Source organism: Novilysobacter longmucuonensis (assembly GCF_046600735.1).
GTDB lineage: Bacteria > Pseudomonadota > Gammaproteobacteria > Xanthomonadales > Xanthomonadaceae > Novilysobacter_A > Novilysobacter_A longmucuonensis.
The window spans coordinates 1-16,985 of the sequence record NZ_JBJMAW010000014.1; the positions used below are offsets into that span (position 1 = coordinate 1).

The following is a 16,985-nucleotide window of genomic DNA, read 5'->3' on the forward strand; positions in this document are numbered from 1 at the left end:
GCCGCTCCCGCCACCACCCCCGAACCCCGCGGCCGCGCCGCGCAAGCCCGCCGCCAGCGCGGAATCGGCCGACGCGACCGTGCGCATCGACGTGCGCCGGCTCGATGCGCTGGTCAACCTGGTCGGCGAGCTGGTGCTGGCGCGCAACCGGCTCAAGACCATCCGCCCGCGCCTGCGCGACGAGCACCTCGACCGCGCGGTGACCGCGCTCGACGGCGCCACCTCGCGCCTGCAATCGGCGGTGATGACCGCGCGCATGCAGCCGGTCGGCCGGGTGTTCTCGCGCTTCCCCAAGCTCACCCGCGACATCGCCCGCCAACTGCAGAAATCGGTCGAGCTGGACGTGGTCGGCGCCGACACCGAACTGGACCGCAACCTGGTCGAGGCGCTGTCGGATCCGCTGTTGCACCTGGTTCGAAACGCGATCGACCACGGCATCGAGCCGCCTTCGGTGCGCATCGAGGCCGGCAAGCCCGAGCAGGGCCGGGTGCGGCTCAGTGCCCAGCAGGAGGGCGACCACGTCGCGATCGAAGTGCGCGACGACGGCGCCGGCATCGACCCCGACAACATCCGCGACAGCGCATTGCGCAAGGGCCTGATCGATGCCGAGGCCGCCGCGCGGCTGAGCACCGAGGAGTGCCTGCAACTGATCTTCCTGCCGGGCTTCTCGACCCGCGCCGAGGTCAGCGACCTGTCCGGTCGCGGCGTCGGCATGGACGTGGTGCAGTCCAAGATCCGCGAACTCAGCGGCGAGGTGCAGATCCAGTCCGAGCCCGGACGCGGCACCCGCTTTTTGATCCGGGTGCCGCTGACCCTGGCGATCCTGCCGACCCTGCTGGTGGAGATCGACCAGGACGTCTACGCATTGCCGCTGGTGCGCGTGGTCGAGGTGCTCGCGCACCATCCGGGCGAGCCGATGTGGGTCGACACCCAACGCGTGCTGGACCTGCGTGAGGAGCCGGTGCCGCTGCTCGGCCTGCGCGACTGGTTGGGCCTGCAGGAGGCGCCGCTGGCGGACTGCACCAACGTGGTCCTGCAGTCGGGCGAGCAACGCTTCTGCCTGGCGGTCGATCGCGTGCGCGGCCGCGAGGAAGTGGTGATCAAGGCGCTGCCGCGCACCCTGCGCGGATTGCCCGGTTACGCCGGCGCCAGCCTGATCGGCGACGGCCGCATGGCGTTGATCCTGGACGTCGACGCGCTGTACCGGACCGGCGTGCGCGGTGCCGCCAGAACGCTGTAGAGCGGAGCTTGCTCCGCTACGCTGAACGCCCCTGAGCGCGACCGCATCGTTCCCGATCGCGGGCATGGCCCGCTCCTACAACAGCGCGTCGATTCCTGTAGGAGCGCCCCATGGGCGCGAGCCTTTCCAGCAATTCCGCGATCTCACCCACGGCGCGCTCCCGCAGTCGAACCAAACGCCTGCGCGCTCAAGTAATCCCCCCCGCGACCGTTAATTTCCCCAATGGACAGACTCAGTCTCATCGGCGTGGTGCTCGCGATCGTCGCCTTGATCGGCGGCAGCGTGCTCAAGGGTGCCGGCTTGTCCGGACTGTGGAATCCGGCCGCGTTTTTGATCGTGATCGTCGGCACCGTCGCGGCGATCCTGCTGCAGACCCCGATGGTGACGTTCAGGCGCGCGCTGCGGATCGTGCGCTGGGTGTTCCAGCCGCCGTCGCAGGACCGCAGCGCGGTCATCGGCAAGATCGTCCAGTGGAGCAGCGTCGCGCGCAAGCAGGGCCTGCTCGGACTGGAGGCGGAGGTGCAGGCGCAGCCCGATCCGTTCCTGCGCAAGGGCTTGCAGATGGTGGTCGACGGGGTCGAACCCGAGACCATCCGGCAGATGCTCGAGATCGAGCTGGCCGGCCAGGAACACAGCGACCTCGCCGCGGCCAAGGTTTTCGAGGGCATGGGGATCTACGCCCCTACGTTGGGCATCATCGGCGCGGTGCTGGGGCTGATGGCGGTGATGAAGAACCTCGCCGACCCAAGCAAGCTGGGCCAGGGCATCGCCGCGGCGTTCACCGCGACCATCTACGGCATCGGCGCGGCCAACCTGATGCTGCTGCCGGTCGCCAGCAAGCTCAAGGGCGTGATCAACGGGCAGACCCAGGAGCGCGACATGATCATCGAGGGCTTGATCGCGATCGCCCAGGGCGAGAACCCGCGCAACATCGAAGCCCGGCTCAACGGCTTCCTCCACTGACGCCCTGCCATGGCCCGACGTCGCGACCCGCACGCAGATCACACCAACCACGAAGCCTGGGCGATCCCCTATGGCGACCTGGTGACGCTGCTGCTCGCCTTTTTCGTGGTGATGTACGCGATCTCCTCGGTCAACGAGGGCAAGTACCGGATGATCGCCGATGCGCTGTCCTCGGCATTCGGCGGTCCGCCGCGCACGATCGCGCCGGTGCAGTTGGGCGCCACCCAGCCGCGCTCGTTCGACCGGCCCGCGATGCAGACCGCCGCGGCCAAGGCCGGGCCGGCCCCGGTCGACCCGATCGCCAACCTGCGCGTGCGCCAGATAGTCGACATGCCGACTTTCGGCCAGCGCAGCGCCAGCGAGGCGCGCGCCGCCGCGGCCGCGGCCCACACCGCCAGCGACATCGCCGGACGCGACACCGCGCAGTTGCAGGCGCTCGGCCAGCGCATCGAGGATGCGCTGTCGGAACTGGTGCGGCAGAAATTGGTCAAGGTGCGCCGCGGGGCGACCTTCCTGGAGGTCGAGATCCAGAGCGACATCCTGTTCGCCAGCGGCGTGGCGGTGCCCAACGCCTTTGCCACCAGCACCGTGCGCCGGCTCGCGGCGGTCCTGCGTGGCGAGCCCAACTCCGTCCGGGTAGAGGGCTACACCGACAACATGCCGATCAAGACCGCGCAGTTCCCGTCGAACTGGGAGCTGTCGGCCGCGCGTGCGGCCAGCGTGGTGCACGTGATGATCGATGCCGACATCGAACCCGATCGGCTCGCCGTGGTCGGGTTCGGCTCGCACCAGCCGATCGCCGACAACGGCAGTGTCGAGGGCCGCAACAGCAACCGCCGGGTGCTGCTGGTGATCCTGGCCAGCCCGCAGGGGCCGGACGCGATCATCGACGAGCTGCCCCCAATGCTGGCCGATCACGAGACCGGCGCGGACGCGGACACCGCGCAGCGCCATGCCGGAGCCACCCTGCCTGCTCCGCTCGCGCCGGCCGCCGACAACGACTCGACCGGCGCCGCCGCGACGCGCCCGCCCCAACCCGTGCTGCCGGTCATCGCCACCGCCGTGCGCACCACCGAAGAGGATGCCGGCTGATGTTGATCTGGGCGATCGCCAACCAGAAAGGCGGCGTCGGCAAGACGACCACCTCGCTGTGCCTGTCGCGCAACCTGGCCGAGAGCGGCGAGCGCGTGCTGCTGCTCGACCTCGACCCGCACGCCTCCCTGACGCGTGCGTTCGAGGTGCCGAGCGCGCCGCCGCCGGCCGGCACCCACGACCTGTTCTCCGGCCACGACCCCGACCTGCGCACGCTCGCGCGCGGCACCGCGATCCCCGGGCTGCTGATGGTGGCCGCGCAACCGGCACTGGCGACGCTGGAGCGGCGCGGCGCCACCCAACCCGGGCTCGGGCTGGCGCTCGGCCGCGCCCTGCATCGCGTGCGCGGGGATTTCGACTACGTGCTGCTGGACTGCCCGCCGACGCTGGGGCTGCTGATGGTCAACGCGCTCGCCGCCGCCGACCGCCTGGTCATCCCGACCCAGACCGATCCGCTGGCGCTGCACGGCCTGGCCGACATGCTGCGCACCGCGGAAATGATCGAACGCTCGCGCCGGCGCCCGCTGCCACGCCACATCCTGCCAACCCTGTTCGATCGCCGCACCCGCTCGGGGGTCAAGAGCCTGGAGCAACTGCACGATACCTACGCCGGGCGCGTCTGGCACAAGGCGGTGCCGATGGACACCCGGCTGCGCGACCCGGCCGTGCTGACCGCCGCCGAAGCGCCGACCGGCCGCGGCGCCCTCGCCTACCGGTCTGCCCTGAGGTGGCTGCTGGACACGGCCGAGAGCGTCAATGCGCGCAAGGAGGCCGCGTGAGCGACGACGTCATCGACGCCTACCTGGACGATCTGCTGTCGCCCTCGGCCGCCGAGCACGAGCCGCCGGCGCGGGCAGCGGATGCGGCGAGCGCGGCGGCAGCGGCGGCACCGGCGTCGATCGCGCACGCTCCCCCGGACCGCGCGCCGGCCGAATCCGGTCAGCTCGCCGATCCAGAAGCAGCGGTGGCCGAAATGGCCATTGCAGAAGCCCTCCGCATCGAAAGCCGGCGTACACCGGTGCCCACGCCGGCGGTCGCACCGGAGCCGACCAGCCCGAGCGCCGCACCACCGGCGGCCGTCGGCGCTGGACCGCCCGCCACGCGCATCCAGACCGTGCACAACAGCGGCCGCTGGCTACGCATGCGCGTCGGCGTCGACGTCTACGCCTTCGAACTGATGCGCGTCCAGGAGGTGGTCCGCACTGTGCCGACCCTCGCCATGCGCGGCGCCGCCGCCTCGGTGCTAGGGGTGATGAACCTGCGCGGCCGCATCGTCCCGGTGTTCGACCTGGGCCGCTGGCTCGACTCGGGTTTCGTCAGCGCCGACGAGAATTCACGCATCGTGGTGGTTGAACGCGACGACGAGCTGATCGGGGTGCTCGTCACCGCGGTCGAGGACGTGGTGACGCTGGGTCGCGAGCACATCGAGCCGCCCCTGGCCAACGGCGATCCCGGTGCCATCCTCGGCGTCGCCCGCACCGGCGGCGCCCCCACGGTACTGCTGGACGCTGACGCGCTGTTCGGCTGATCTCCCGGCAAGAGCAAATCCCCCTGCCCCCCTTTTCCAAAGGGGGGAACTGCCATAGCGGTCCGCACTGTTGGAACGTGCGCCGCATCAGCTTGCCTGCATTGAGCTCCCTCCCCCGCGTTGAGCTCCTCCCCTGCATTGAGCTCCCTCCTTTGAAAAAGGAGGGTTGGGGAGGATTTGCTGTTGCTGTTGCTGTTGCCTTTGCGGTTGCAACACCAATCAACCCACCTCGCCACCCCACAGACCCCGAAGGGGCGGCGGCCATGGATGGCCGCCGTTTTCCGACCGAGGCAGGATGCCGAGTCGGAAAATCCCGGCGTCGCCCGCACGGCGAGGTGTTTGAAGTGTCGAGGAAGGGCCCTTCTTTGGTTGGCGGTCTCTAAGCTCAAGTGCATCACTTGGCAAAGAGAACTTGCAATGGGCCAGCACTACGCGCACCTCAGCGCCGAAGAGCGCGGCGTGATCAGATCAAGATCAACTTCAAGATCAACTTCAAGATCAAGAGCTTCCGCCTGAAGGCGGGTCGCTTTCTTTGACAAGCCCAAAGAAAGTAACCAAAGAAAGGGCTCTCCCCGACACCCCTCCCGTGCGGGCGTGCAGTGGCGCGGGGATTTTTCGACTCGCCATCCGTGGCTCGGTCGAAAAACGGCGGGCATCCATGCCCGCCGCCCTTCGGGTCTGTGGAGTGACGACGTGGATCGGTTGGCGTTGAACATCAACATCAACATCACCGGCAACGGCAACGACTCGGTTTCGATCAGGATCGGGATCGGGAACTCGGCACTACGCGTGCTGGAGGCTGCCGAGCAAGCTCGGCACTACGGCGCGGGCGCCTCGGTCTGAGGCGGCGGCTGCACCAGCGGCAGCACTATTCGGAACGTGCTGCCGGCACCGGGCTGGCTGGCGACCTCGATGCGGCCGTGGTGCTTGGCGACGATGCGGTATGCGATCGCCAGGCCCAGGCCGGTGCCGCGGCCGACCGGCTTGGTCGTGTAGAACGGATCGAAGATGCGCTGAAGGGTTTCGTCGGGGATGCCGCACCCGGTGTCGGCAATGCTGATCCAGGCCTCGCCGTCCTCGCTGCCGGTAGCCAGCACGATCGAGCCGCGCTCGGCGATCGCCTGGCCGGCGTTGATCAGCAGGTTCATGAACACCTGGTTGATCTCCGACAGATGGCACTCGACCAGCGGCAACTCGCCGTAATGCTTCTCCACGCGCACCTTGTACTTGAGATCGTTCCAGACGATGTTGAGCGTCGATTCCAACCCCTTGCGCAGGTCCGAGGGGCGCATCGGCTCGCCTCGGCCGACGTGGGAGAAATCCTTGAGATCCTGCACGATCTTGATGACCCGCTCGATGCCCTCGCGCGACTCGGACAGCAACTGCGGCAGGTCGCGGGCGATGAAGTCGATATCCAGCCGGTTGCGCGTGTTCTGCAGCGCCGCGCGCTGCGCGGCAGGGTCGTCGGACTGCAGCGCCGCGGCGTAGCCATCGAGCAGCGCGAACAATGCGCCGACATACTCCTGCAGCGTGCCCAGGTTGGAGTGCACGTAGCCGATCGGGTTGTTGATCTCGTGCGCGACGCCGGCGGCGAGCTGGCCGATGGAGGCCATTTTCTCCGACTGCAGCAGCTGCTCCTGGGCGCCGGCCAGGCGGCTGTAGGTCTGCTGCAGTTCGTCGTGCCGGCGCTGCAGCTCTCGCTCGCGGGCGGCGCGCGCGGAGACGTCGCTCATCACCACCAGCCCACGATGGGTGCCGCCCTGGAGACCGCTGAAGACCTTGATCTCCAGCACCAGTCCGGGCTGCGCGGTGGCGACCTCGCCGATCCAGCGGCCGTCGACGCCGGCGGCGTCCCAGGCGCGGTCCGGCACGCACGCCAGCAGCGCAGCGGGTTCGGCTGTCGGGTCATCCGGGTGCAGGCGCGCGGCGAGCACCTGCGCGGCGGTGTTGGCATGGGTCAGTGCGCCGTCGCCATCGAGCAGCAACGCCGCGGTGTCGGCCACGGCCAGCGCCCAGAGCAGGTCGTCGCTCCAGGCCGTGTTCGGGCGATCGCCTGAGTGACCAGGCTGTTGTTCGTTCATCCCACTCCGAGACAGCGCGCCTGCGGGCGGGTGCCCGCTTGTCCACCGGCATCGTACACGCCCGTGGCGTCGACGCGGCCCAGGTGACGCAGGGCCCAGGTGACTTCGCGGCGGCGCCGCGCGAGCAGCACGCTGTTGGCGCGGTTGAGTTCGCTCAGGGCGGAGACGCGTGCGGTGGCCTCATTGCCCAGCGGTTGCGACTCGACCTCGCGCAAGGCGACCAGCTTGGCCTGGGTCGAGCTGAGCAGCGCGTCGACATCGTGCTCGAGCAGGGCGCGGCGTTCTTCCTGCAAGGCACGTTCGAGCGCCTCCAGCGGAGGGACCGCAGCCTGGTCCGTCACGGCGTTCATCGGGTCAGGTCGTTCTCGAAGGCCAGCATGCGCGTGGCGATTTCCTGGGCGTCGACGCGGTAACTGCCGTCGGCGATCGCACCCTTGATCTCGTCGACGCGGGCCTGGTCGAGCCCCGCCGGGGCGGCGCCGAGCTCGCGCTCCAGCGCCTGCAGGCCGGCGGCCTCGCCGGTGAGGCGCATGTTGTCGGCCGGCGTGGCGGCGGCCACCGGCTGCGAGCGGTCCTCGCCGGACCGGGCGGCCGCGGCGGGATTGCCAAGCTCGGCTGGCCGCGGTGGCGGCACGCCGCCGTCGATCTTGCTGGTCATCGCACGCTCCTGATTACTCGGTCGACCACGCTAACGGCGGGGCCGGGCGGAACTTTAGTGGATTTGTGAACGACCGCACGAATCGGTCCTGCGCCGCCGCCCACGGCGCATGCCTGCCGGCTCAACGGGTGACCTCGACCACACCCTCCTCGATGAGCCGGCCGCGGACCACCCGGCGCGAGCCGATGTTCTCCACCGAGACGGTGCCGCCCGGAGTGGCCTTGCCAAGCGCGCGACCGGCCACGCGCACCTCGACCCCGCCCGCACGCGAGACCAGCACGACCGGGTCGCCACGGCGCAGCAGCGCACCGGTAGCCAGGTCGGCCTCGGTCAGCGCCGCGCCGCGCGGCAGGCTCAAGCGCGGCAGCCGGCCGATCAGCTGGGCCGGATCGCTGAAGCCGGCCCCCTCGCCGCTCATGTCGCGGCGCTGCACCGCCAACTGGTCGGCAGTGATCGGCACACCGGCGCGGGCCGGGGTTTTGAGCACTACCACATCGGCCTCGCGCCGCAGGCGCACCGGCACGTACAGCCGCCAGCCGGGCGCATCATCGCAGCGCACCTCGACCGTGCGCGGGCTGGTTGGCACCGCCTGCAGCGGCTGGCCGCATCGTGCCATCCGCAGCGCCGGGTCGACGGTGGCCTCTGAGCCCGTGCCTTCGGCGCCGAGCGCGGCGAGGGCGGCCTGGCGGATCGCGTCGGGCTCGGTGATGGCCGTCCCTGCGGCCGACGACGCACTCGCGAGCAGCAGCAAGGCCGCCAGCCAGGCGGGTGGTGATCGATGGGGCACGCGGACGCTCCTTGGCACTTGTTCCGTCGTGGACAAGCAAGTCATGTGCCGCGGGGCGCTTTGCCGGTCCCGCGTAGGGCCCTCGCCGCGCTGGAGCCCCCGCGGTCGCCCTTCTGCACTTGCTCTTCCGGTGCCCTTGCCCTTGCCTTTGCCCTTGCCTTGCCTTGCCTTGCCTTGCCTTTGCCTTTGCCTTGCCGTTGCCGCGTAAACCTAGCCACCTCGTCACTCCACAGACCCCGAAGGGGCGGCGCACATGGATGTGCGCCGTTTTTCGACCGAGCCATGGATGGCGAGTCGAAAAATCCCCGCGCTACTCCATGCCCGCACGGGAGGTGTGTCGAGGAGGACCCTTTCTTTGGTTACTTTCTTTGGGTCAGCAAAGAAAGTGACCCGCCTTCAGGCGGAAGCTCTTGACCTTGATCTTGATCATGATCTCGTCGCGTCGCAACTTCCAAAAACATCCGCTGGCGGTAGACAGGCAAAGATCAAATGCTTTCGCCTGAAGGCGAGTCACTTTCTTTGAAGGGCCAAAGAAAGTAACCAAAGAAAGGCCCTTCCTCGACACTTCAAACACCTCGCCGTGCGGGCGACGCGGGGATTTTCCGACTCGGCATCCTGCCTCGGTCGGAAAACGGCGGCCATCCATGGCCGCCGCCCCTTCGGGGTCTGTGGAGCGACGAAATGGTTGATTGGCATCGCAAGGTCAACGTCAAGATCAACGTCGGGGCAAGGGCAAAAGCAATGCCGATCCAGCGGCCGCCCGTGCCGCTCAAGAAGCGCCGGCCACGGCCGACAACATCGCCATGAGCCGCGACCTGCTGGACCGAATCGACCAACGCACCCGGCTGGCCGGCCACAACCGGCTGGCCTTGCTGCTGTTCCGGCTGGGCACGCGTCAGCTTTTTGGCGTCAATGTATTCAAGGTGCAGGAAGTCATCCCGCGCCCGCCGCTGTTCACCCTGCCGCAGCTGTCCGCCGCCTTCCGTGGCGCGGCCGATGTGCGCGGGCGGACCGTGGCGGTGCTGGACCTGGCCCGGGCGATCGGCCACGGCAGCCCGGACGACGGCCCGGAACCGCGCTACCTGGTGGTGACCGAGTTCAACCGCACCGTGCAGGGCTTCCTGGTGTCGGGGGTCGAGCGCATCGTCAATATCGCGGTCGAGGACATCCATCCGCCGCCGGACCTGGGCGGCGACTGCAACTACCTCACCGGCGTCACCCGCCACAACGGTGAACTGATCCAGCTGGTCGACGTGGAGAGCGTGCTGGCCGAGGCGGTACCGCGCAGGAGCGAGGCCGGCGCGATCATGCCGCTGGCGCACGGCGGTGCGGCGCGCGAGGTGCTGGTGGTCGACGACTCGCGCGTGGCGCGCAACCAGATCCGCCAGGTGCTCGAGCAACTCGGGCTGCATGCCACCTTGCTGTCGGACGGTCGCCAGGCACTGGAGCACCTGCAGCAACTGGCCGAAAGCGGCCGCGCGCCGACCGAGCGCTACGCCATGGTGATTTCCGATATCGAGATGCCGGCGATGGACGGCTACACGCTGACGACGGAAATCCGTCGCCATCCGGCCCTGCGCGGCCTCTACGTGCTGCTGCACACCTCCCTGTCGGGGGTGTTCAACCACGCGATGGTCGAGCGCGTCGGCGCCGACGACTTTGTCGCCAAGTACTCCGAGCACGAGCTTGCGCAGCGCATCACCTCGCGCATTAACGCGTTGCAGATGGCCGCGTAAGCGGCTGTTTCCAAAGCAGCTTTGCTCCTTCCCCTTCAAGGGGAGAGCCGGGATGGGGATGGGTTGGCCTGGCGGCTGCGGTCTGGCGCAGAGCCACCCCATCCCCACCCAACCCTCCCCTTGAAGGGGAGGGCTGAAGACGGCGTGGCACGCCGCTTGCCTCGGTTCGGGGGAACACGCACCCCGGAGGGGCGATGACCGAGCCAACTTCCTCGTTTCTTGGCGTCCATGGCACGGCGCTGGCGCTGCGCGAGCAGCGCATGCAGCTGCTGGCGTCCAACCTCGCCAACGCCGACACGCCCGGCTACAAGGCGCAGGACCTCGACTTCAACAGTGCCCTGCGAGCGGCGATGCAGCCCGTGGCCGGCAGCGGTGCGGGCACCGATGCGATCACCGCGGCAGCCAGCGGCGCGCGCTACGAGCGCCCCGCCAGCCAGCCCAGCATGGACGGCAACACCGTCGATGGTGATCGCGAGCACGCCGCCTTCGCCCAGGCCGCACTCGAATACCGCGCCTCGATGTCGTTCGTCGAAGCGAAGGTGCGCGGGATGCTGACCGCCATAACGGGCCAGTAAGGGAGACGACCGCATGAGCAACCTGCCCATCTTCAACGTCGCCGGTTCGGCGATGCAGGCGCAATCGGTGCGCCTGAGCACCATCGCCAGCAACCTGGCCAACGCCGACTCGGTATCAGGCGATCCCGACGCGGTGTTCCGCGCCAAGCAGCCGGTGTTCTCGGCCGAGGCAGTCGCGGGCAAGCCCGAGCTGTCCGGGGTGCAGGTGACCGAGGTCACCGAGAGCACCGCCGCGCCTATCAAGCGCTACGAGCCCGGGCACCCGCTGGCCGACGGCGAGGGCTACGTCTACGCCCCGGCGATCGATCCGGTCGCGCAGATGGTCGACCTGATTTCCGCCTCGCGGGGCTACCAGGCCAACGTCGAGGTGTTCAACACCGCCAAGGAGCTGGCGATGGCCACGCTCAACATGGGTAAATAACGATGAGCGCGATCACCGGCAGCAACGAACATCCCTACGGTTCGCTCGGCCTCGCCGCGCAGGCGCCGCCGCGCGACACCTCGCTGGGCCAGGCCGATTTCCTGCGGCTGATGACCGAGCAGCTCAAGCACCAGGACCCGCTCAAACCACTCGCCAACGCCGAGTTCCTCGGCCAGCTCGCGCAGTTCTCCACCGTGCAGGGCATCGAGGAGATGCAGGGCGCGATGGGCGCGATGGCCAGCGTGATGGAATCCGACCAGACCCTGCGCGCGGCCTCGCTGGTCGGGCGCGAGGCACTGGTCGAGGCCGACACCGTGCAGTTGGCGCCCGGCGCGCCGATGCGCGGCGAGCTTACCGCGCCCTCTGCCGGGCCGATCAGCATTGAAATCGTCGACAGTGCCGGGGCGATCGTGCGCCGCACCACCGTCGACGCGCCCTCGGCCGGCACCGTGAACTGGGAGTGGGACGGTCTTGACGACGCCGGCAACCCCAGCGCCGGCGGCCAGTACACCATCCGCGCCAGCATCGGCACCGGCAAGCAGGCCGAGGCATTGCAGGTACGCATGGCCGGCCACGTCGACAGTGTCTCGATCGAGCCGCACGGGCTCGTCCTCAACCTTGCAGGGCTGGGTAGCCATTCGCTGTCGGCGATCCGCAGGGTCGGCTGATGTCGCCGCGCCCAACCATCGACCTTCAGGTCGGCAATCAGATCCGCACCCCCTTCAGCACCCGGTCCACCCAGGAGCACACACCATGAGTTTCCGCATCTCGCTCAGCGGCATGAACGCGGCTTCGGCCGACCTCAACGTCACCTCCAACAACATCGCCAACGCAAACACCACCGGCTTCAAGCAGTCGCGCGCCGAGTTCGGCGACGTGTTCCCGGTGTCGGCCTTCGGCCTGTCGAAAAACGCGATCGGCGCCGGCGTGCGGCTCAACCAGGTCGCGCAGCAGTTCGACCAGGGCAACGTCGAGTTCAGCGGCAAGGCGCTGGACCTGGCGATCAGCGGGCAGGGTTTCTTCACCCTGTCCAACCAGGGCGCCAGCGTGTACTCGCGCGCCGGCAATTTCGGCGCCGACCGCGATGGCTACGTGGTCAATCCGTCCGGCCACCGGCTGCAGGTGTACCTGCCCAGCGCCACCGGCACCGGCTTCGACATGGGCCGCATGAGCGATTTGCAGCTGGCCAACGGCGACTCGCCGCCGCGCGCGACCGGCGAGATCGAGGTCGGCAGCAACCTGCCGGCCGATGCGGCGGCGCCGACCGTGGCGCCGTTCGATCCGACTGATCCGAGCAGCTACAACCACACCACCTCGCTGACGGTGTACGACTCGCTAGGCGCCTCGCACACCCAGTCGCTGTACTTCGTCAAGACCGCCAACCCCAACGAGTGGGAAGTGCATACCCAGATCGACGGCAACGCCGTCGGGGCGCCGGCCACGCTGCAGTACTCCGACATCGGCGAACTGCAGGCGCCGGTACCAGGCGAGATCGCGCTGCCCGACTACGATCCCGGCAACGGCGCCGCGCCGATGGCGATCACCGTCGACGTGAGCGAGTCGACCCAGTACGGCGAATCCTTCAGCGTGTCCGCGCTAGTACAGGACGGCTATGCCACCGGTCGCCTGACCGGCATCGAGGTGTCCTCGACCGGCGTGGTCAATGCGCGCTACACCAACGGCGTCTCGACTCCGCTGGGCCAGGTCGCAATGACCAACTTCAGCAACCCGCAGGGTCTGCAGCCGCAGGGTGACAACGGCTGGTCCGAAACCTTTGAGTCCGGCCAACCGCGCCGCGGCGGCGCCGGTTCGTCCGAGTTCGGCCTGATCCAGGGCGGCGCGCTGGAAACCTCCAACGTCGATCTGACCGAGCAGCTGGTCAACATGATCACCGCGCAACGCAACTTCCAGGCCAACGCGCAGATGATCTCGACCCAGGACCAGATCACCCAGACCGTGATCAACATCCGCTGAAGCCAGTAGCTGGTCCGCAAAGGACGCAAAAAGCGCAAAAGGAAAGTTTTTCTATTTGGTCTTTGCGCCCTTTGCGCTCTTTGCGGACAGCCTTGCCGACTTGATCGGCAGGCACCTGATCGGCAACAACAGGAGACACCACCGTGGACAAGGCCCTATACGTCGCGATGACCGGCGCCAGCGCCACGCTGAAGGCGCAGGCCTCGGTGTCGCACAACCTCGCCAACGCCAGCACGGTGGGCTTCCAGGCGACCTTGAGCGGCACGGTTGCAGCTCCGGTCGATGGCGCCGGCCACGCCTCGCGCGTCGCCGCCTCGCACCAGACGCTCGGGGTCAGCGCGCGCGCCGGGGCGGTGCACAACACCAGCAACGCGCTCGACGTGGCGCTCGATCCGGACCGCTGGCTGGCGGTGCAGGCGCCCGGCGGCGGTGTCGCCTACACCCGCGCCGGCAACCTGCAGCTCACCCCCAACGGCCTGCTGACCACCGCCTCGGGGCGGCCGGTGCTCGACCAAGGCGGCGCGCCATTGGCCATCCCCCCGCACCAGTCGCTGAGCATCGGTGGCGACGGCACCATCTCGATCGTGCCGCAGGGTCAGCCGGCCAACACCATCGCCGAAGCCGGGCGGCTGCAGGTCGCCGCGGCCAATACCGCCGAGTTGGTCCGCGGCGAGGACGGCCTGATGTACGCCGCCCCCGACGCCGCGCCGCTGGCACCCGCCGCCGGCAAGGTACTGACCTCCGGCGCGCTGGAGGGCAGCAACGTGGACGCCACCTCGATGCTGGTTTCGATGATCCAGCTGTCGCGCCAGTTCGAGATGCAGGTACGCATCTTGCAGAAGGGCGACGAGAACGCGCGTGCGGCCAACACCCTGCTGTCCTCGCGCTGATTTTTACGGCACACGCCACTGACATGAAGAGGAACACGCCATGAGCCAGGCTCTATGGATCGCGAAAACCGGCCTCGATGCGCAGCAGACGCGCATGGCGGTGATCTCCAACAATCTCGCCAACACCAATACCGTGGGCTTCAAGCGCGACCGCGCCAGCTTCGAGGACCTGCTGTACCAGACCGTGCGCCAGCCCGGCGGTGCCAGCTCCGAGCAGACCCAGTTGCCCAGCGGCCTGTCCACCGGCACCGGCGTGCGGGTCGCCGCCACCGCCAAGCAGTTCCAGCAGGGCAACCTGGCGCAGACCGGCAACGCGCTGGACGTCGCGATCAACGGCCGCGGTTTCTTCGAGGTGCTGCTGCCCGACGGCAGCCCGGCCTACACCCGCGACGGCAGCTTCCAGATCAATTCCCAGGGTGAGCTGGTCACCAACTCCGGCTACCCGGTGCAGCCGGGCCTGCAGCTGCCCGAGGGCGCGCAGAGCGTGACCATCGGCAGCGACGGCACGGTCTCGGTGCAGGTCGCCGGACAGGCCGAGGCGGTGCAGGTCGGTGCGCTGACCCTGGCCGACTTCGTCAACCCCGCCGGCCTGCAAGCCAAGGGCGAGAACCTTTATGTCGAGACCGGCGCCAGCGGCCCGGCGCAGCAGGGTGCGCCCGGCAGCAACGGCGCCGGCCTGCTGGTGCAGGGCGCGCTGGAGGGCTCCAACGTCAACACCGTGGAGGAACTGGTGTCGATGATCGAGACCCAGCGCGCCTACGAGACCAACGCCAAGGCGATCTCGACCATCGACCAGATGCTTGGCTTCCTCAACCAGAACCTCTGATCCGCAACGCTTAGAGAGTCGCAATGAAGACGGTCGCCGCACTGATGAAGATCCCGAATCGCCGCTTTCAAGCCGTCATCCCCGCGAAGGCGGGGATCCATGCCGACGATGCGTCCGCCACCGCGCGGGCATGGATTCCCGCCTTCGCGGGAATGACGGCTGGAGGGTTCGTGCGCTCCGTGGTGTCGGTAGGCGGTTTGCTTTTCGTCGGCATATTGACTGGCTGCGCCACGGTGATGGGCGACGTGCGCCCGTTCGAGCCGGTGGTGCCGCAGGCGGCCTCGCCGTATGCGGCGCAGGTCGCCGTGCCCGATGCCGCAACGCCCGCCGGCATGCTCGCCCCGGCGGCCGCCGCCGACCCCGGCGGTTCGATCTACGCCGCGTCCAACCGCGGGAGCGGCAGCGGGCGCGGCCTGCGGCTGTTCCAGGACAACAAGGCACGAGGCGTCGGCGACCTGCTGACCATCGTGCTGACCGAGCGCACCGCCTCGCGCTCGGTTGCGCAGACCTCTGTCACCAAGGAATCCGGCATCGGCCTGGGCGCGCCGATCGTCGCCGGGCTGCCGGTGACCTACGCCGGCCAGTCGATCCTCGAAGCCGAGATCGAGGGCACCCGCGACTTCACCGGCGCCGGCAACAGCGCGCAGAGCAACCAGCTCGACGGCGAGATCACCGTCACGGTGGTGCGCGAACTCGGCAACGGCAACCTGCTGGTCGCCGGCCAGAAGCGCATGCGCCTGAACCAGGGCGACGAGCTGGTCCAGGTTCAAGGAATCGTGCGCACCGCCGATATCGGTCCCGACAACCGCATCAGTTCCGACCGCGTCGGCGAGGCCCGCATCGTCTACGGCGGCCGCGGCACGCTGGCGCGGTCGAACGCGATGGGCTGGCTGGGCCGCTTCTTCAACTCCGCCGCCTTCCCTTACTGAGGCCCGTCATGACCAGCGCCAATCTCGCGGGACGCGGCATCGCCACCCCAACCTTCGTCCCGGCCCGACGCGTAGCCCGCCCCGAGGCCGCCGCTTCCGCGCCGCGACGCGCGCTACGCGCCGCGATGCGTACCTGCGCGGTGCTGTTGCTTGTTTTCAGCGCCAATGCCCAGGCCGAGCGCATCAAGGATCTGGCCCAGGTCGCCGGGGTGCGCGGCAACCCGCTGGTTGGCTACGGCCTGGTGGTCGGCCTGGACGGCAGCGGCGACCGCACCAGCCAGACGCCCTTTACCGTGCAGAGCCTCAAGACGATGCTCGACCAGCTCGGCGTGACCATTCCGCCGGGGGTCAATCCGCAGCTCAAGAACGTCGCCGCGGTCGCGATCCACGCCGAGTTGCCGGCCTACGCCAAGCCCGGCCAGAACATCGACGTCACCGTGTCCTCGATCGGCAATGCCGGATCCTTGCGCGGCGGCAGCCTGCTGATGGCGCCGCTAAAAGGCGCCGACGGCCAGGTCTACGCGATCGCCCAGGGCAGCCTGGTGGTCAGCGGCTTCGGCGCCTCGGGCCGCGACGGCTCGCGCATCTCGGTCAACGCGCCCAACGGCGGGCGCATCCCCAACGGCGCGATCGTGGAACGCGCGGTCGCCGGGGCGGCACCGACCGGCAACATCCTGCTGAACCTGCACGAGTTCGACTTCACCACCGCTGCGCGGATAGTCGCTGCGGTCGAAAGCGCATTCGGCCCCGGCCGTGCGCGCGCACTCGACGGCGTGACCATCGAGGTGACCCCGCCGCCGGGCGACCGCATCGGTTTCCTGGCGCAGCTCGAAACGCTCGACGTGCGCCCGGGCGCGGCGGCCGCCAAGGTCATCGTCAACTCGCGCACCGGCACCGTGGTCATGGGCGGCCACGTCACCGTGCTGCCGGCCGCGGTCGCGCATGGCTCGCTGACCGTGTCGATCGTCGAATCCCTGCAAGTGGACCAGCCCAACCCGTTTGGCGACGGTGCCACCGTCATCACCCCGCAATCGACGATCGAGGCGGTCGAGGACTCCAGCCGCATGTTCTTGTTCGCCGGCGGCACCTCGCTGGAAGCGATCGTGCGCGCGGTCAACGCCGTCGGCGCCGCGCCGGGCGACATCGTCGCGATCCTGGAAGCGCTGAAGCGCGCGGGTGCGCTGCGGGCTGAGCTGGAAGTGATTTGAGGATCATCGCCGCCAGCACTCGTCATCCTGCAACCCGCTCGTCATCCCCGCGAAGCCGGGGATCCAACGTCTTTCGC

20 protein-coding genes are annotated in these 16,985 nt (G+C 68.9%); 15 read left to right on the plus strand and 5 right to left on the minus strand.

All coding sequences use genetic code 11. The features are described 5' to 3' along the window. From ACJQWM_RS11780 to ACJQWM_RS11805, 6 genes are all read left to right on the plus strand, one after another. Positions 1-1,240: chemotaxis protein CheA (locus tag ACJQWM_RS11780; RefSeq protein WP_332707963.1), on the plus strand; the 1,240-nt coding region annotated here is incomplete at its 5' end. Between the two features lie 222 nt (positions 1,241-1,462). Then, positions 1,463-2,203 carry a flagellar motor protein gene (locus ACJQWM_RS11785; protein ID WP_332707961.1) on the plus strand — a complete coding sequence of 247 codons (741 nt, stop codon included), beginning with the start codon at positions 1,463-1,465 and terminating at the stop codon, positions 2,201-2,203. Positions 2,204-2,212: 9 nt separating this feature from the next. Next, a complete protein-coding gene (gene motD, locus ACJQWM_RS11790) occupies positions 2,213-3,295 on the plus strand; it encodes a flagellar motor protein MotD (RefSeq protein ID WP_332707959.1) in 1,083 nt (360 codons plus the stop codon). Beyond that, positions 3,295-4,074: a ParA family protein gene (locus ACJQWM_RS11795; RefSeq protein WP_411306853.1), complete on the plus strand. Its 780-nt coding sequence runs from the start codon at positions 3,295-3,297 to the stop codon at positions 4,072-4,074. Before motD ends, ACJQWM_RS11795 begins: the two co-directional genes overlap by 1 nt. Then, positions 4,071-4,823, plus strand: coding sequence for a chemotaxis protein CheW (locus ACJQWM_RS11800; protein WP_411306854.1), 753 nt, complete (start codon positions 4,071-4,073; stop codon positions 4,821-4,823). The genes ACJQWM_RS11795 and ACJQWM_RS11800 overlap by 4 nt, the downstream gene beginning before the upstream one ends. 693 nt (positions 4,824-5,516) lie before the next feature. Continuing rightward, positions 5,517-5,666 carry a hypothetical protein gene (locus tag ACJQWM_RS11805; RefSeq protein ID WP_332707996.1) on the plus strand — a complete coding sequence of 50 codons (150 nt, stop codon included), beginning with the start codon at positions 5,517-5,519 and terminating at the stop codon, positions 5,664-5,666. On the opposite strand, the gene ACJQWM_RS11810 is transcribed toward ACJQWM_RS11805, so the two are convergent. The 5 genes from ACJQWM_RS11810 to ACJQWM_RS11830 all read right to left on the minus strand — a co-directional run bounded on the left by ACJQWM_RS11810 (position 5,642) and on the right by ACJQWM_RS11830 (position 8,995). Beyond that, positions 5,642-6,904, minus strand: a complete 1,263-nt coding sequence (locus tag ACJQWM_RS11810; RefSeq protein ID WP_332707994.1) for a sensor histidine kinase — start codon at positions 6,902-6,904, stop codon at positions 5,642-5,644. The two genes, ACJQWM_RS11805 and ACJQWM_RS11810, sit on opposite strands and share 25 nt — an antisense overlap. Next, the gene (locus ACJQWM_RS11815; protein ID WP_332707992.1) at positions 6,901-7,254 is read right to left on the minus strand and encodes a flagellar protein FlgN; all 354 of its coding nucleotides are present in this window, start codon (positions 7,252-7,254) and stop codon (positions 6,901-6,903) included. Before ACJQWM_RS11815 ends, ACJQWM_RS11810 begins: the two co-directional genes overlap by 4 nt. Further along, positions 7,251-7,562, minus strand: coding sequence for a flagellar biosynthesis anti-sigma factor FlgM (gene flgM / locus ACJQWM_RS11820; RefSeq protein WP_411306856.1), 312 nt, complete (start codon positions 7,560-7,562; stop codon positions 7,251-7,253). Before flgM ends, ACJQWM_RS11815 begins: the two co-directional genes overlap by 4 nt. A gap of 121 nt (positions 7,563-7,683) precedes the next feature. After that, positions 7,684-8,349, minus strand: a complete 666-nt coding sequence (flgA, locus tag ACJQWM_RS11825) for a flagellar basal body P-ring formation chaperone FlgA (protein ID WP_332706653.1) — start codon at positions 8,347-8,349, stop codon at positions 7,684-7,686. A 373-nt stretch (positions 8,350-8,722) separates the two neighbouring features. Next, positions 8,723-8,995 (minus strand): hypothetical protein, encoded by a 273-nt coding sequence (locus ACJQWM_RS11830; protein ID WP_332706656.1) that lies wholly within the window; start codon positions 8,993-8,995, stop codon positions 8,723-8,725. 157 nt (positions 8,996-9,152) lie between these two features. On the opposite strand from ACJQWM_RS11830, the gene ACJQWM_RS11835 reads away from it, so the two are divergent. From ACJQWM_RS11835 to ACJQWM_RS11875, 9 genes are all read left to right on the plus strand, one after another. After that, a complete protein-coding gene (locus ACJQWM_RS11835; protein WP_332706659.1) occupies positions 9,153-10,085 on the plus strand; it encodes a chemotaxis protein CheV in 933 nt (310 codons plus the stop codon). Positions 10,086-10,279: 194 nt separating this feature from the next. Continuing rightward, positions 10,280-10,660, plus strand: coding sequence for a flagellar basal body rod protein FlgB (gene flgB / locus ACJQWM_RS11840; RefSeq protein WP_332706662.1), 381 nt, complete (start codon positions 10,280-10,282; stop codon positions 10,658-10,660). A 13-nt stretch (positions 10,661-10,673) separates the two neighbouring features. After that, a complete protein-coding gene (gene flgC / locus ACJQWM_RS11845) occupies positions 10,674-11,081 on the plus strand; it encodes a flagellar basal body rod protein FlgC (RefSeq protein ID WP_332706665.1) in 408 nt (135 codons plus the stop codon). Between the two features lie 2 nt (positions 11,082-11,083). Then, on the plus strand, positions 11,084-11,749 hold the full coding sequence (locus ACJQWM_RS11850; RefSeq protein WP_332706668.1) for a flagellar hook assembly protein FlgD: 666 nt from the start codon (positions 11,084-11,086) through the stop codon (positions 11,747-11,749). An 85-nt stretch (positions 11,750-11,834) separates the two neighbouring features. Beyond that, on the plus strand, positions 11,835-13,055 hold the full coding sequence (gene flgE / locus ACJQWM_RS11855; protein WP_332706671.1) for a flagellar hook protein FlgE: 1,221 nt from the start codon (positions 11,835-11,837) through the stop codon (positions 13,053-13,055). A gap of 143 nt (positions 13,056-13,198) precedes the next feature. Next, positions 13,199-13,945 (plus strand): flagellar basal body rod protein FlgF, encoded by a 747-nt coding sequence (locus tag ACJQWM_RS11860; RefSeq protein ID WP_332706674.1) that lies wholly within the window; start codon positions 13,199-13,201, stop codon positions 13,943-13,945. Between the two features lie 40 nt (positions 13,946-13,985). Further along, a complete protein-coding gene (gene flgG / locus ACJQWM_RS11865) occupies positions 13,986-14,771 on the plus strand; it encodes a flagellar basal-body rod protein FlgG (RefSeq protein WP_332706677.1) in 786 nt (261 codons plus the stop codon). A gap of 152 nt (positions 14,772-14,923) precedes the next feature. After that, complete coding sequence (locus ACJQWM_RS11870) at positions 14,924-15,700, plus strand: flagellar basal body L-ring protein FlgH (protein WP_411306860.1); 777 nt, start codon at positions 14,924-14,926, stop codon at positions 15,698-15,700. A gap of 125 nt (positions 15,701-15,825) precedes the next feature. Next, positions 15,826-16,908 carry a flagellar basal body P-ring protein FlgI gene (locus ACJQWM_RS11875; RefSeq protein ID WP_332706722.1) on the plus strand — a complete coding sequence of 361 codons (1,083 nt, stop codon included), beginning with the start codon at positions 15,826-15,828 and terminating at the stop codon, positions 16,906-16,908. Positions 16,909-16,985 lie beyond the last annotated feature (77 nt).